The sequence below is a fragment of the Bradyrhizobium sp. CCBAU 11357 genome, from assembly GCF_028128865.1.
Lineage (GTDB): Bacteria > Pseudomonadota > Alphaproteobacteria > Rhizobiales > Xanthobacteraceae > Bradyrhizobium.
In genome coordinates this window covers 90,078-104,528 of the sequence record NZ_LBJW01000111.1, presented here as the reverse complement: position 1 = coordinate 104,528, position 14,451 = coordinate 90,078, and the positions used below count along the sequence as shown (strand labels likewise).

At 65.6% G+C, this 14,451-nt stretch carries 12 protein-coding genes; 3 read left to right on the top strand and 9 right to left on the bottom strand.

Features of this window, described 5'->3' with window-relative positions; all coding sequences use genetic code 11:
* Nucleotides 1-969 (bottom strand): 4-hydroxy-3-methylbut-2-enyl diphosphate reductase, encoded by a 969-nt coding sequence (gene ispH / locus XI05_RS32580; protein ID WP_172785109.1) that lies wholly within the window; start codon nucleotides 967-969, stop codon nucleotides 1-3.
* A gap of 266 nt (nucleotides 970-1,235) precedes the next feature.
* On the opposite strand from ispH, the gene XI05_RS32575 reads away from it, so the two are divergent.
* Complete coding sequence (locus XI05_RS32575; protein ID WP_172785110.1) at nucleotides 1,236-1,931, top strand: DUF1013 domain-containing protein; 696 nt, start codon at nucleotides 1,236-1,238, stop codon at nucleotides 1,929-1,931.
* A gap of 105 nt (nucleotides 1,932-2,036) precedes the next feature.
* Here the strand turns inward: XI05_RS32575 and XI05_RS32570 are convergent, their stop codons facing one another.
* From XI05_RS32570 to XI05_RS32555, 4 genes are all read right to left on the bottom strand, one after another.
* Complete coding sequence (locus XI05_RS32570) at nucleotides 2,037-2,306, bottom strand: hypothetical protein (RefSeq protein WP_271509560.1); 270 nt, start codon at nucleotides 2,304-2,306, stop codon at nucleotides 2,037-2,039.
* 233 nt (nucleotides 2,307-2,539) lie between these two features.
* Nucleotides 2,540-4,450, bottom strand: coding sequence for a propionyl-CoA synthetase (locus XI05_RS32565; RefSeq protein WP_271509558.1), 1,911 nt, complete (start codon nucleotides 4,448-4,450; stop codon nucleotides 2,540-2,542).
* Nucleotides 4,451-4,639: 189 nt separating this feature from the next.
* Nucleotides 4,640-6,025 carry a tetratricopeptide repeat protein gene (locus XI05_RS32560; RefSeq protein ID WP_271509556.1) on the bottom strand — a complete coding sequence of 462 codons (1,386 nt, stop codon included), beginning with the start codon at nucleotides 6,023-6,025 and terminating at the stop codon, nucleotides 4,640-4,642.
* A 129-nt stretch (nucleotides 6,026-6,154) separates the two neighbouring features.
* Nucleotides 6,155-6,913 (bottom strand): tetratricopeptide repeat protein, encoded by a 759-nt coding sequence (locus XI05_RS32555; RefSeq protein ID WP_271509554.1) that lies wholly within the window; start codon nucleotides 6,911-6,913, stop codon nucleotides 6,155-6,157.
* 107 nt (nucleotides 6,914-7,020) lie between these two features.
* Between XI05_RS32555 and XI05_RS32550 the strand changes: the two genes are divergently transcribed.
* Both XI05_RS32550 and XI05_RS32545 read left to right on the top strand, forming a co-directional pair.
* Nucleotides 7,021-8,598: a cation:proton antiporter gene (locus XI05_RS32550; protein ID WP_172785116.1), complete on the top strand. Its 1,578-nt coding sequence runs from the start codon at nucleotides 7,021-7,023 to the stop codon at nucleotides 8,596-8,598.
* A gap of 162 nt (nucleotides 8,599-8,760) precedes the next feature.
* Nucleotides 8,761-9,531, top strand: coding sequence for a hypothetical protein (locus XI05_RS32545; protein ID WP_271509552.1), 771 nt, complete (start codon nucleotides 8,761-8,763; stop codon nucleotides 9,529-9,531).
* Between the two features lie 165 nt (nucleotides 9,532-9,696).
* On the opposite strand, the gene XI05_RS32540 is transcribed toward XI05_RS32545, so the two are convergent.
* The 4 genes from XI05_RS32540 to XI05_RS32525 form a co-directional block, all read right to left on the bottom strand.
* Entirely contained in the window at nucleotides 9,697-10,503 is an 807-nt protein-coding gene (locus XI05_RS32540; RefSeq protein ID WP_271509550.1) for an SDR family NAD(P)-dependent oxidoreductase, read from the bottom strand.
* Between the two features lie 57 nt (nucleotides 10,504-10,560).
* Nucleotides 10,561-10,974, bottom strand: a complete 414-nt coding sequence (locus XI05_RS32535) for a DUF1850 domain-containing protein (RefSeq protein ID WP_271509549.1) — start codon at nucleotides 10,972-10,974, stop codon at nucleotides 10,561-10,563.
* Nucleotides 10,935-13,043, bottom strand: a complete 2,109-nt coding sequence (locus tag XI05_RS32530) for a TRAP transporter permease (protein WP_271509548.1) — start codon at nucleotides 13,041-13,043, stop codon at nucleotides 10,935-10,937. Before XI05_RS32530 ends, XI05_RS32535 begins: the two co-directional genes overlap by 40 nt.
* A 147-nt stretch (nucleotides 13,044-13,190) precedes the next feature.
* Nucleotides 13,191-14,138 (bottom strand): TAXI family TRAP transporter solute-binding subunit, encoded by a 948-nt coding sequence (locus tag XI05_RS32525; protein ID WP_212254020.1) that lies wholly within the window; start codon nucleotides 14,136-14,138, stop codon nucleotides 13,191-13,193.
* Nucleotides 14,139-14,451: the final 313 nt, after the last annotated feature.

The window sequence follows — 14,451 nt, the reverse complement described above, 5'->3', positions numbered from 1 at the left end:
CTACTCGGCGGCAGCTTCGGGGCGCACCTGACGCGGCAGCGGGAAGAACTCGTTCTCCTCCGCGGCCGAGACCGTCTCCACGTGCAGCGTGTAGCGCTCGGCGAAGGCGTCCATGATCTCCTCGACGATCACCTCCGGCGCGGACGCGCCCGCCGTGATGCCGAGACTCTTGATGTTGCCGAACCTGCCCCAGTCGAGGTCGGCGGCGCGCTGCGCCAGCACCGCGATCTTGCAGCCCTCGCGCTCGGCAACCTCGCGCAGGCGCTGCGAGTTCGACGAATTGGGGGCACCGACGACGATGAGCGCGTCCACCACCGGCGCCACCTTCTTCACCGCGAGCTGGCGGTTGGTGGTGGCGTAGCAGATGTCTTCCTTGTGCGGCCCGTTGATGTTCGGGAAGCGCTCCTTGAGGAGTGCGACGATCTCCGCGGTGTCGTCGATCGACAGCGTGGTCTGGGTCACGAAGGCGAGGTTGTTGGGATCCTTCGGCGTGATGGTCTTGGCATCCTCGGCGGTCTCGATCAGGGTCACGGCGCCGGGCGGCAGCTGGCCGAGCGTGCCGACCACCTCGGGATGGTGGGAATGGCCGATCAGGAAGATCTCGCGGCCGCGCTTGAAGTGGATCGCGGCCTCGCGATGCACCTTGGTCACGAGCGGGCAGGTTGCATCCAGCGAGAACAGGTTGCGGGACTGGGCGTCGGCCGGAACCGACTTCGGCACGCCATGGGCCGAGAACACCACCGGGGCGGTGGTGTTTTCGGGGATTTCGGCGAGCTCCTCGACGAAGATGGCGCCCTTCTTCTTCAACCCATCGACGACGTACTTGTTGTGCACAATCTCGTGGCGAACATAGACGGGGGCACCGTATTTATCGAGCGCCCGTTCCACGGTGTCGATCGCCCGGACCACCCCGGCACAAAAGCCGCGGGGAGAACAAAGCACGATCTTGAGGTCTGGTTTGGCTGACATTGAGCGATCTCGGGACCGAATCACCCGTTTCGCCTTCTGGCGGGGGCGGTCGATGGATTGGGAATTAGGCTTAAAACTGTCGGCTTGAACCCTACAGCGGTTCAAAGGGAATTGGGCCCCCTTTCGGGCGGTGTCAAGGCACTATCTATAGCAGAACCATTGCATGGCTACCCCCTCCGGGCTTATATAGCGCGAATTCCCTGTCATCGCTGATGACCACCGGTTTCGCCTCCAGAGGGGTGGGCGAAGCACAAAGGAGATTTGCCATGAGCAACGCACCTCTGATGCCCAAGGCGACCGCCGTTTGGCTGCTCGACAACACCGCGCTGACCTTCGACCAGGTCGCCGATTTCACCAAGATGCATCCCCTCGAGGTGCGCGCCATCGCCGACGGCGACGCCGCCCAGGGCATCAAGGGCATGGATCCCCTCTCCAACGGCCAGCTGACCCGCGAGGAGATCGAGAAGGGCGAGAAGAACCCGGACTACCGGCTCCGCCTCCAGGAGAGCAAGGTGGTGCTGCCGCCCCAGCCCAAGCGCAAGGGCCCGCGCTACACCCCGGTCTCGCGCCGCCATGAGCGCCCGAGCGCCATCCTCTGGCTGCTGCGCAACCATCCGGAGCTCAAGGACGCCCAGATCATGCGCCTGGTCGGCACCACCAAGAGCACGATCGCCAGCGTGCGCGACCGTACCCACTGGAACACCTCGTCGCTGACCCCGATCGACCCGGTCACCCTCGGCCTGTGCTCGCAGATCGAGCTCGATTTCGAGGTGCAGCGCGCGGCGAAGGAAAAGCCGATCGACGCAGCCTATGGCGGCGCCACCCTGCTGCCGGCGTCCGAGACCACCAAGAAAGACGAGTTCGAGCCTGCCGAGCGATCGAGCGACGACCTCAACGTCGACGCCGTGTTCGCCAAGCTGAAGACGCTCGGCGGAAAGAAGCAGGACCAAGAGGAGGAGTAAGACTCCGCTCTTCGTTCGCGATCGAACACAAAGCAAAACGCGGCAGGAAAACCTGCCGCGTTTTTGTTTCGTCAGCAATGCATCCGGCTACGGACCGAGCTGCGCCTACGGCCGCTGTGGATTGTTCAACATGTACTCGCCGAGATCGCGCTGGCGGCGATCGGCGCGCGCGGTGGCGGCGTTGCGCTGAACGTCGCGATCCTTGCGGCAGGCCACGTATTCCGGCGAGCCCTGGGCGTAGCCGCGGCTCTGGCACACCGCGTCGTCATCATCGCCGCCCATCGCCACCGGATTCTGGTAGCGCGCCGAGCAGGCGGAGAGAGCGATGGCGAGAGCTAAGGCGGTCAGCAGGCGTGGCGCGGCGGCAAGTGGCATCGAGGGTCCCTTGTTGACCGACCCTGTTTAGCGCGGAATGAGGAGATTGTAAGTCCCTGGACACCGTTCCACGCTCGCTGTCATTCCCCGCGCAGGCGGGGAATCCAGTACGCCGCGGCGGTCATTGGTCACGCAATTGGCGCCGCGGTGTAATGGATCGCCCGCCTGCGCGGGCGATGACGGTCGACGGTGGCGAAGCAACGCCCTTCCAGCCCCCGGGAAGACCCTTCACCTCACACCCTTCCCTTCAGCGCCTCGCCGATCTCGTCGAGCGCCTTGGGATCCTCGATCGTCGCCGGCATGGTCCAGGATTCGCCATCGGCGATCTTCTTGATGGTCCCGCGCAGGATCTTTCCGGAGCGCGTCTTGGGCAGGCGGCCGACGGTGATGGCGAGCTTGAACGCGGCGACCGGGCCGAGCTTGTCGCGCACCAGCGCGATGATCTCCTTCTCGATCTCGGCCGGCGGCCGCTTCACGCCCGCCTTCAGCACCAGGAAACCGCAGGGCACCTCGCCCTTGATTGCGTCCTTGACGCCGAGCACGGCGCATTCGGCGACATCGGGATGCGAGGCCAGGATCTCCTCCATGCCGCCGGTGGAGAGACGATGGCCGGCGACGTTGATGATGTCGTCGGTGCGGCCCATCACGAAGACATAGCCGTCCTCGTCCTTGTAGCCGGCATCGGAGGTTTTGTAATAGCCGGGGAATTCGCTCAAGTAGGCTTCCTTGAAGCGCGCGTCCTGATTCCACAGCGTCGGCAGGCAGCCCGGCGGCATCGGCAGCTTGATGACGATCGAGCCCATGGTGTTGGGGCCGACCGGCTTTGCCGCTTCATCGACGACATCGATCTGGTAGCCCGGCATCGGCACCGTCGGCGAGCCGTGCTTCACCGGCAGCATGCCGAGGCCGACCGGATTGCCGGCGATGCACCAGCCGGTCTCGGTCTGCCACCAATGGTCGATGACAGGCACCTTCAGCTGCTGCTCCGCCCATTCCACGGTCGGCGGATCGGCACGCTCGCCGGCGAGGAACAGCGTGCGGAATTTCGAGAGATCGTACTGCCGGATGAATTTTCCTTCCGGGTCGTCCTTGCGGATGGCGCGGAAGGCCGTCGGAGCGGTGAAGAAGGCGACCGCCTTGTGCTCTGAGATCACGCGCCAGAACGCGCCGGCGTCGGGCGTGCCGACCGGCTTGCCCTCGTACATGATCGTGGTCGCGCCGTGCAGCAGCGGGCCGTAGACGATGTAGCTGTGGCCGACCACCCAGCCGATGTCGGAGCCGCACCACCAGACCTCGCCCGGCTTGACGCCATAGAGGTTGAACATCGACCATTTCACCGCGACGAGATGCCCGCCATTGTCGCGCACGACACCCTTCGGCACGCCGGTCGTGCCCGACGTGTAGAGGATGTAGAGCGGATCGGTCGCGGCGACAGGCACGCAAGCGGCGCGCTTGCCGTCGTTCAGCGCCTTGCGGCGCAGGCTGGCCCAGTCGTAATCGCGGCTCGGCGTCATCTCGCAGGTGAGCTGCGGGCGTTGCAACACGATGCAGGCCTTCGGCTTGCTGCCGGCGAGCCTGATCGCCTCGTCGAGCAGCGGCTTGTACTGCACGATGCGGCCGGGCTCGATGCCGCAGCTGGCGGACAGGATCAGCTTGGGCTGCGCATCGTCGATGCGGGTGGCAAGCTCCTTCGCGGCAAAGCCGCCGAACACCACCGAGTGCACCGCACCGAGCCGCGCGCAGGCGAGCATCGCGACCACCGCCTCCGGCACCATCGGTATATAGAGGATGACGCGGTCGCCCTTGGCGACGCCGAAATCCTGCATGATTGCGGCGAGCGCCTGGACCTCGTTCAGCAGTTCGGCATAGGTGAGCTTGGTGACCGAACCCGTCAGCGGCGAATCATGGATCAGCGCGACCTGGTCGGCACGTCCGCGTTCGACGTGGCGGTCGAGGGCGTTGTAGCAGGTGTTGACGACGCCGCCCGCAAACCAGCGGCCGTAGGTTCCTTGCGAGGGATCGAAGATCCGTTTCGCAGGCTCGATCCAGTCGATGTCCTTGGCTGCCTCGGCCCAGAACCCTTCCGGATCCGCCAGCGAACGCGCGTGGACCTCGTGATAGCTGCTTTTGCCCTGGACGTTCATGCCCGCGCTCCCGTTCCCTTTGTTCGCCTGGCCCTGACCTGACGACAGGACGAGCGTCCCGCCATGACCAGGATCAATGCCGGCCTTGTTTGACGGGTATTTTCCCGGGAACGGACCGCGGTTCAAGCCGAAAAGAACGCGTCTTCTCCCTGTCCCCGCTCTTGCAGGGCAAGGGCGAAGAACGGGCTTTCAGCTCTCCATCGCGTTCAGCCGCTGCAAGCGGTCCTGCATGATCTTCTTCAGATCGTAGCCGGGGCGGCGGAAGCTTGCATTGCGCGTGGTGAGGAACTCGCGCTGGGTCTTGCGCAGGTCGCTGGCGGAACGTCCTTTGGAAGCCCTCAGCACGCGTTCATAGGTCTCGGCAATCTGGCGATCGAGCACGCCGAGCTGAGCATCGGCGCAGATCACCTTCTCGACCTCGCGCTTGGCAGTGGCGCAATCGAAGGACGGGCCGTTGCCCGCCTCTGCATTCAGGGCACGCGGGGGCTCGGCGCCGAACTTCGCGATCTCGGCGATCATGACCCGGCGGCCGTTCGCCGCATTCTCGTTGCCGGGATCCAGCTTCAGCGCCGTCTCATAATCGGCCAGCGCCTTCTTCCGCTCGCCCATCTTCTTGTAGAGCACGGCGCGGTTGTTGTAGGTCTTCGCGAAATTCGGATCGAGCTTGAGCGCAGCCTCGTAGTCGCTCAGCGCGGCCCCGAGCTCGCCCTTGAACTGGTATGAATCGCCGCGGTTGGTCAGGAAATTGGCGCGCTGCTCCCGTCGTATCGCCTGGTCGTAATCGGCGATCGCCTTGTCGTACTCGCCCATCGCAGCATAAGTCAGGCCGCGGTTGTCGTAATATTCCGGCACCTTCGGATCGAGCCTGATCGCCTCGCCGTCGTCGGCGACCGCCTTGTCGAGCTGGCCGAGCTTCTTGTAGGCCGCGCCGCGATTGGTGTAGGTGCGCGCGCGGTTTGGATCGAGCCGCAGCGCCTCGTCGAAATTCCTGATCGCCTTCTCGTTGTCGCCGCCGAGATAATAGGCCACGCCGCGGTCGGACCAGGCTTGCGCATCGTCCGGCTTCAGCTTGATCGCCTGGTCGTAATCGGCGAGCGCGCGGTCGAGCCGGCGCTGATTGGTGTAGACGACGCCGCGCAGCTCGTAAGCTTCGGCATCCCGAGGGTCGAGCTCGATCGCCTTGGTCAGATCCGCCGCGGCGCGGTTGAGGTCGCCGCCGGCCTCGCGCAGGAGGTCGCCGCGCACGCGCCAGGCCTTCGCGTTCTTGCCGTCGAGCGCGATGGCGCGGTCCAGATCCCGCAGCGCCTGGGACTGGCCTCCGGAGGTCCGTGCATTGGCGTCCGCGCGCGCAACGAGCGCCGCGCTGCGTTCGGCGGCCGGATTGGCGGTCTGGTCGATGATGGCGCTGCATGCCGGAATCAGCTCGGCCGGGTCAGCCTTGCTCCCCAGCACGCACTCGGTGCTCGCCGCGGCGGGGGCGGCGAGAGCGAAACTGATTGCCGCGCCGAGAAAAAGGGCGCGAAGCGAGATCTTGGCAGGCGAAAGCGTTAGCGCGGAGGCTTGAGTGCCGCACATGACATAGGGCTCCGTGACGTCGGGTTCTCACCGTTGTCGCAGCTGGCAAGGGATGGGTTCAAACCGGGCCTGGCAGGGACGGCCAGTGCCGGCTCTCCCTCGCCCCGCACGCGGGGAGAGGCGAAGGACTCAATACCCATCCACCCCGTTCAGCCGCTGCAAGCGCTCCTGCATCGCCTTCTTCAGGTCGTACCCCGGCCGGCCGAAATCGGCATTGCGGCGCGCGATGAACGCGTCCTGCTCACGCTGGAGCGCCTTGGCCTCGGCCGTATTGCGCGCTTCACGGATCGCACGGGCATTGGAGGCAAAGACCTCGCGATCGAGATCGGCGAGCTCGCGATTGCCGCAGATCGCCCTTTCCACCGCCAGACGCGCTCGCGCGCAATTGAAGCTGGGCTTGCCGGCGACCGCCATCTGCGCGCCGATCCGCTCGATCTCGCGTGCCATCGCCTTGTGATTGGCCTTGGCCTTCTCGTGATTCGGATCGATCCTGAGCGCTGCGCCGAAATCCTGCACCGCCTTCGGCTTGTCGCCCTTCTTCAGCCAGAGCTCGCCACGCGCGTTCAAGATGTCCGCAAGGCCGGGGTCGAGCAGAAGAGCGCGGCTGTCGTCGGCGATGGCGCGGTCGACCTGATCGTGCCGCGCATAGAGCGCGCCGCGCGCGATCAGCGCCTTGATCAGGTCGCCCTTCACCGTCTTCTCGTTGTCGATCACGGCGTCGCAGACCGTGGCCGCCTTGTCCATGTCGTCGGCTGCGGCCGCCGCGAGGCAGGGCGCGACATCGACCGGCGTCACGGCCACCGGCTCGCCGCCGGTCGCGGCATCGGCCGGGGCGAGCGAGAGTGCGCAGAGCAGCCCGGCGCCGAACAGGTGGATGAGAAAACGCATGCTCGTTGCGGTCGAAACCTTGCCGTCCATCCTCTTAAGATGTTGTCTTGAAGAGGTCTTGCCTTGAAGCCGTACTATCCATCATACGGCAGGATTGGTGCTAGCTTGTGGCACCGCTCAGATCGGCTTCGGGGATCATCGTGTCGACATTCGAATGGATCATCGCGCTGCTGCTCGGCGCCGTTGGCTTATCGGCGCTGGCGCGGCGGATCAAGGTGCCCTACCCGACCTTTCTCGCCATCGGCGGAGCGCTGATCGCCTTCGTGCCGTCGAGCCCGTCCTGGGCGCTGGAGCCGGACCTGGCCTTGGCGCTTTTTGTCGCACCGGTCCTACTCGATGCCGCTTTCGACACGTCGTTGCGCGACCTTCGCAACAACTGGGTTCCGGTCTCGACTCTGGTCGTCGCCGCGGTCGGCTTGACCACGGCGGGCGTCGCCTATGTCGCGCACCGGCTGATGCCCGACATGCCCTGGGCCGCCGCGGTCGCGCTCGGCGCCATCGTGGCGCCGCCGGATGCGGCCGCCGCGGTCGCGATCCTGAGCCAGGTCAAGCTGCCCCATCGCATGGTCAAGGTGCTGGAAGGCGAAAGCCTGCTCAACGACGCCAGCGCGCTGCTGATCTATCGCATCGCCGTCGGCGCGGTCGCCACAGAGCATCTGACCTGGAGTCAGGTCGCGCCGACCATGGCGCTGGCGCTGGTCGGCAGCGTCATCGCGGGTCTGGCCGCAGGCCGCATCATTCCGCTGTTCATGGAGCGGGTGACGGAGGCGCCGAGCGCCATCATCGTGCAGTTCGCCACCACTTTCCTAGTGTGGATCGCCGCCGAGCATCTCGGCCTCTCCGGCATCCTCACGATCGTGGTCTATGCCATCACGGTCGCACGGACCGCGCCGGCACGCATCCCGGCGCGGCTGCGGGTGCCGTCCTATGCCGTGTGGGACACGACCGTGTTCGTGCTCAACGTGCTCGCCTTCATGCTGATCGGCATGCAGATGCGGCCGATCTGGACTCGGCTGGACGCGGACGTGCGCTGGGAATATTGCGTGGCCGCCGCCTGGATCCTGCTCACGGTGATCCTGGTGCGCCTGTTCTGGGTGACGTTCTATCGCACAAGTCTCCGGGTGCTGATCGCGCAGGGACTCTATCGCCCTAAGGATCCGAAGCAGATGGCCTCGCCCAAGGGCGGGCTCATCATCTCCTGGTGCGGCATGCGCGGTCTCGTCACGCTCGCCACCGCCTTTGCCCTGCCGGAAAACTTTCCCTATCGCGACTTCATTGTCTTCATCGCCTTTGCGGTGGTGCTGGGCTCGCTGGTGATCCAGGGCCTGACGCTGCGGCCGCTGATCCTCGCTTTCAACCTCAAGGACGACGATCCCGTCGGTATCGAGGTCGCCCGCGGCCGCGCGGTCGCCTATCGCGCTGCGCTCGATGCGATCGAGAGCGATCCGTCGGAGGAGGCGGAAATCCTGCGGCTCGAATATCGCGCCATCCTGATGCAGACCGAGACCGATCCGAACGGCGGCATCAGCAACGGCGAACTTCCCGCCGATCCCCTCCGCCGCCGCGCCATCGAGGCCGCGCGCAAGGCGATCTTCGATCTGCGCGCCACCGAGGTGATCGGCGACGACGCGTTTCACCGGCTCGAGGAGGAGCTCGATCGCGCAGAGTTGAGCGCGGGCGGATGAGGCAGCTCCGCGACACAAACTCGGGGGCGTCCCGGACGAGCGCGCCCCAGGGACGCGCAGATCCGGCACGACGGCGAGTTTGGTGCGTTCAGCAACGTGCGCCTCGTCACACACAGCGTCCCGGAGTTTGAACCGGACCCCGCTTTCCCAGACTCACTCCTGATGACGACCTTGATCGACGATCGTCGTGTACGCGCGCGTGATGCGTCGCCCGCACGATACTTTTATTTCCACATGGCGCTGGCCTGCGCCGCCACCGCCTTTCTCGGCTTCGCACCGACCTATTGGGTGCCGCTCGCTCACCGGACATTCTCCGCAAGCCCGGTGATTCATTTTCATGGACTCTTGTTCTTCACCTGGTCGCTGTATTTCGTGCTCCAGACCTGGCTCGCGGCCTCCGGCCGCGTGGTCAACCACCGCTCGCTCGGCATTGCCGGCGTATCGCTCGCGACCGCGATGACGATTTTCGGTTTCCTCGCCTCGGTCCACGTGATGCAGCATTCCGCCGCGCTCGGGCAGAAGGACGCCGGCATCGCCTTCTCGATCGTGCCGATGAGCGGAATCGCGTTCTTCGCCGTGGTGTTCGTGCTGGCGATCGTGAACACGCGCAGGCCCGAGGTTCACAAGCGCCTGATGCTGCTCGCGGCGGTCTCGATCCTCGACGCCGCGATCGCGCGCTGGTTCCTGACCTTCCTCGCGCCTCCCGGACCGCCCGGCCCGCCGCCGGTGCCCGTGACGATCGCGCCGGCTGTCGTCGCCTCCCTTCTGCTCGTCGTCGCCATGGTGCGCGACTGGCGCACCGAAGGGCGCGTGCATCCGGTCTACATCACCGGCACGCTCGCGCTTTTGGCGGTGAAGGTGCTGAACTGGCCGGTCAGCGAAACGGCGGCGTGGCACGCATTCGCCGGCGGGATTCTTGCACTGGCGCAGTAGGCTGCCCATGCGACTTCCGTCACCCTGAGGTGGCCGCTTCTCAGCGGCCCTCGAAGGGCGATGGCCCGGCTGCAGCAGCGGGGCCGCTCATCCTTCGAGGCTCCTGGCGCGATGCAACGCATCGCGCCAGGAGCGGCTCAGGATGACGGGTTTAACAACTGCGTATCAAGCCCCCGCCTTGCACGTGATCCCGCCGTCTACAACGAGCTCGATCCCGGTCACGTATTTCGAGTCGTCCGACGCCAAAAACAGCGCGGCGTTGGCGACGTCCCATGCATCGCCCATGTGGCCCATCGGCACCTGCGCGTCGCGCGCGCGCCACATCGCTTCGACATCGCCCTTGGCGTAGCTGGCGGCGAGGCCGGCGGAGTGCTCGACCATCGGCGTCTTCATCAGGCCGGGCAGGATCGCGTTGACCCGGACATGATGGCGCGCGAACTCGATCGCCGTGGTGCGCGTCATCTGGTTCATCGCCGCCTTCGAGGTCCCATAGGTGACGTAGGAGATGCCCATGTGGCGGATCGAGGCGATCGAGGAGATGTTGATGATCGAGCCGCCGCCCTGCTTCACCATGATCGGGATGACGTGCTTCATGGCGAGATAGGCGCTCTTGAGGTTGACGCTGAAGACGCGGTCCCAGCTGTCCTCGCTCACCTCGACCACGCTGCCCATCTCGGCGATGCCGACATTGTTGTCGAGCACGTCGATGCGGCCATAGGCCTGCAGGCACGCCGCGACCATCGCCTCGATCTCGCTGGCGCGCGACACGTCGGCCGTGAATGCCGTCGCCTTGCCGCCTTCGCCCGTGATGATCTTCGCCGTCTCCTCGGCCGCGGCACCATTGCGATCGACGCAAAACACCTGCGCGCCCTCGCGCGCAAAGGCCACCGCGGTCGCCTTGCCGTTGCCCCAGCCGGGTCCGATCGAGCCGGCCCCCACCACCATCGCAACCTTGCCCTTGAGCCGATCCATCGCGTGTCTCCCTGTTTGTTGTTCTTGTAGCCTGGATGGAGCGCAGCGCAATCCGGGCTACGGTTCTTTGCAGACGCTCATGCTTGTGACGTTAGCACCAACGGCATGCCCGACAATCTCCGACAACGTCCGGCACGTCCCGCCGCGGCACAATCGCCATTGCCCCGCCGCACCGGAATTGCCGAGCACCACCTCCGGCATCGGCGCCCGCTGCGGTCGCCATTGAAACCAGCCATCGACTAGCCGCGCCTCGGGCGGCGGCTCCATGCCGGGCCCGGTGCCCTTGACGCGGGCCTGCACCAGCTCGAGGCCGGCGGGCGTGAGGCGCCAGTCTTCCTGCCATTCGACCTTCGCGATCGAATGCGTCCAGACAAGCGTGAAGGCGGACAGCGCCAGCGCCTTCACGCCGCCGGCCGTCGCAAGACAGAGACTCACACCGCCTCGACCGTTGCAGGCGGACGCTGCCGCCATTGCCACAGCACGAGCGCGGCGGCGAGCACGAAGCCGGCGGTGTCGCTGAACGGGAATTCGCCGAGCAGACAGAGTGCGCCGCCGAGCGCGACCAGACGCTCGATCAGCGTCAGCCGCGTGAACAGGAAGCCGATCGCGACCATGCCGAACAGGCCGATCGCCACCAGCGCCTTCAAGCTCGCCAACGCCACCGCGCCGTAGAAGCCGAGCTTGGCCGCCATGGGATCGCCGGCCTGCAGCATCAAGGCCGGCGAATAGACGAAGATGAAGGGAATGACGTAGCCGGCGAGCGCGATGCGCATCGCCTCCCAGCCGATCTTGTCCGGGTTCTCCTTGGCGATCGGCGCGGCCGCAAGCGCGGCGAGCGCCACCGGCGGTGAGAGGTCGGCCATGATGCCGTAATAGAATGCGAACATGTGGCTCGCGATCAAGGGCACGCCGAGTTTGGCCAGCGCGGGCGCTGCGAGCGCCGCGGTGATGATGTAGGTCGGGATGGTCGGGATGCCGGTGCCGAGCAGGATCGACAGCAGCATGGTCATGACCAGCGCCAGGAACAGGCTCTTCTCGCCGAGACCGATCACCCAGCCGCCGAAGATGGTGCCGACGCCGGTCTGCGACATCATGCCGATGATGACGCCGACGATGGCGCAGGCCATGCCGACGGTGATGGCGGATTTCGCGCTCTCGGCGAGCGCATCGCGGCAGGCGCGCAACGCCGCAAAGCCTCCGCGCACGAACGCCGTGATCGCGATCAGCCCGACCACGACGGTCGCGACCGGCACGATCTGGAGGCCGTCGCGCGACAATGCCGCGACGACGAGCGCGAGCCCGACCCAGAAGATGGTGCGGATCACGTTCGAGGAGGCGCCCGTCGTGATGGCGGTGCCGAGGATCAGCGTCACCGTCAGCGCAAGGCCCATGCTGCCGGCATAGAGTGGCGTAAAACCCTCGAACAGCATGTAGACCAGCGCCGCGAGCGGCAGCACGAGGTACCAGCGCGTCACCAGCGCCTTCCAGGCGCTCGGGATCTCCGAACGCTTCATGCCGACGAGGCCGTGCTTGCCAGCTTCCAGATGCACCATCCAGAACGCGGAGGCGAAATAGAGGATCGCAGGGATAGCGGCCGCCTTCACGATCTCCGAATATTGCACGCCGAGCGTCTCGGCCATGATGAAGGCGACCGCACCCATCACCGGCGGCATGATCTGTCCGCCCATCGAGGCCGTAGCCTCGACGCCGGCGGCGAAGGCGCGGCGGTAGCCGAACTTGATCATCAAGGGGATCGTGAACTGGCCGACGGTGACGACGTTGGCGACGCCCGAGCCGGAGATGGTGCCCATCATGCCCGAGGCGAACACCGCGACCTTGGCAGGTCCGCCGCGGGTGCGGCCGAACAGGCCGAGCGAGACATCGGTGAACAGCTGGATCATGCCGGCGCGCTCCAGGAACGAGCCGAACAGAATGAACAGGAAGATGTAGGTCGCCGAGACGTAGACTGGCACGCCGTAGAAGCCTTCGGTGCCGAACGACAGATGCGTGACGATCTGGTCGAAATCATAGCCGCGATGGTTCAGCGGCGACGGCAGGTACTGCCCGAAAAACCAATAGAGGAGACACGCGCCGCACATCAGCGGCAGCGCCGCGCCCATCAGTCGCCGCGTGCCCTCGAAGATCAGCACCGCGAGCAGCGTGCCGACGGCGAGATCGAGCCTGGTCGGATCGCCGTCGCGCGCGATCAGGTCGGCATAGAAGATCCATTGGTAGAGACCGCAGAAGAAGCCGGCGCCGCCGATCACCCAGCCGAGCGCACGGCCGAAATCGCTCTTCGCAGTGAAGTTGGCGATCAGGCCGAAGGTGAGCAGGAGCAGGAAGCCGACATGGACGCCGCGTACCACCTGGCTCGGCAGATAGTTAAACGCGGCGACGTAGAGCTGGAAAGTCGCGAACCCTATGCCGATCCAATAGGCGAGCTGGCCCCACCAGCCCGGGCCGAACCCTTCCGGAAAACCGTGCTCGAAATTGTCGAACTCGACCTTGATGGGCTCTTGAGTGCCCTCAGCCTGTAACATCGATATGTCCCCGCGCCCTGAAATCGTCCTGCCCGGGCATAGAAGGACGGCGTCGCTTCCGCTCGCCTATGCCCCGGGCATCCACTCTCACTCCGTCATTCCGGGGCGGCTCGTCAGAGCCGAACCCGGAATGACGGATGAAGCTGATTACTTGATCAGCCCTTTTTCCTTGTAATAGCGGATCGCGCCAGGGTGCAGCGGAACCGGGCTGCCGGTGGCTGCCGTCTCGAGCTTGATCTCCTTGCCGGCCGCATGCGCATTCTGCAATTCCGGCAGGGACTCGTAGATCAGTTTTGTCATTTGATAGGCGAGATCGTCCGACACCGCGGAACTCGTGACGAGATAATTGATCACGGCCGCGGTCGGCACGTCCTTGTCCTGGCCGGTATAGGTGTTGGCCGGAATGATCGCGGAGACGAAGGGCGGGCCGATCTTGTCGACCGTCTCCTTCGGCACCGACACCACGGTGATCGGGCTCGAGGTCGAGAGGTCCTTCAGCGAGGCGACGCCGAGCCCGGCCGATTGCAGCGTGGCGTTGAGCTGCCGATTCTTCATGAGATCGACCGATTCGGCAAAGGGCAGATATTCGACCTTGCCGAGATCCTTGTAGCTCATGCCGGCAGCGGCCAGGATCGCGCGCGAGTTCAGCTCGGTGCCCGACTTCGGCGCGCCGACCGACAGGCTCTTGCCCTTGAGGTCGGCCAGCGTCTTGATGCCGGATTCAGCGGTCGCGACGATCTGGATGTAGTTCGGATAGATCGCGCCGATCGTGCGCAGCTTGTCGAGCTTGGTCTTGAAGCCCGCTTCCTCCTCGCCGTCCCAGGCGGCCTTCAGCGAATCGCCCAGCGTGAACGCCAGCTCGCCGCGGCCCTGCTGCAACAGGATCAGGTTCTCGACCGACGCCTTGGTGGCTTGCACCTGCGTCTTCACGTTGGGAATCTTGTCGCCGTAGATCTTTCCGATCGCGACCCCGAGCGGATAATAGACGCCCGAGGTGCCGCCGGTCAGCACGTTGACGAAGGATTGCGCCTGCGCGCAAGGTGCCGAGGCCGCCAGAGCAAGAGCCGCGGCCGCGCCGAAAATGGTCCGTTTCATAGTTGTTGTTCTCCCCAAACCGGCGGCGAAATTGGCCGGATGAGGGATGCGGGTCAACCCATCCAAAAGGCAAAACAGGACTGCGGCAAAGGGCCGTTCCCGCTGATTTTTTCGGGAACCTGCTGCGGCGAGGTGGCGCTGTGGGACTGGAGTCGCTTTAGGTTCGAGTCGGAGCGGCTTGCTTGGTCACCTCTCCCGCTTGCGGGAGAGGTCGCGCCGAAGGCGCGGGTGAGGGTTTTCTCCTCTAGGGGAGTGTCCCGGTGCGGAGACACCCTCTCCCCAACCCTCTCCCGCAAGCGGGCGAGGGAGCACA

Excerpts from the sequence above, each read along its gene's own strand:
- ispH (WP_172785109.1), bottom strand. The coding sequence starts at position 969 with ATGTCAGCCAAACCAGACCTCAAGATCGTGCTTTGTTCTCCCCGCGGC.
- XI05_RS32575 (WP_172785110.1), top strand. The coding sequence starts at position 1,236 with ATGAGCAACGCACCTCTGATGCCCAAGGCGACCGCCGTTTGGCTGCTC.
- XI05_RS32570 (WP_271509560.1), bottom strand. The coding sequence starts at position 2,306 with ATGCCACTTGCCGCCGCGCCACGCCTGCTGACCGCCTTAGCTCTCGCC.
- XI05_RS32565 (WP_271509558.1), bottom strand. The coding sequence starts at position 4,450 with ATGAACGTCCAGGGCAAAAGCAGCTATCACGAGGTCCACGCGCGTTCG.
- XI05_RS32560 (WP_271509556.1), bottom strand. The coding sequence starts at position 6,025 with ATGTGCGGCACTCAAGCCTCCGCGCTAACGCTTTCGCCTGCCAAGATC.
- XI05_RS32555 (WP_271509554.1), bottom strand. The coding sequence starts at position 6,913 with ATGCGTTTTCTCATCCACCTGTTCGGCGCCGGGCTGCTCTGCGCACTC.
- XI05_RS32545 (WP_271509552.1), top strand. The coding sequence starts at position 8,761 with ATGACGACCTTGATCGACGATCGTCGTGTACGCGCGCGTGATGCGTCG.
- XI05_RS32540 (WP_271509550.1), bottom strand. The coding sequence starts at position 10,503 with ATGGATCGGCTCAAGGGCAAGGTTGCGATGGTGGTGGGGGCCGGCTCG.
- XI05_RS32535 (WP_271509549.1), bottom strand. The coding sequence starts at position 10,974 with ATGGCGGCAGCGTCCGCCTGCAACGGTCGAGGCGGTGTGAGTCTCTGT.
- XI05_RS32530 (WP_271509548.1), bottom strand. The coding sequence starts at position 13,043 with ATGTTACAGGCTGAGGGCACTCAAGAGCCCATCAAGGTCGAGTTCGAC.
- XI05_RS32525 (WP_212254020.1), bottom strand. The coding sequence starts at position 14,138 with ATGAAACGGACCATTTTCGGCGCGGCCGCGGCTCTTGCTCTGGCGGCC.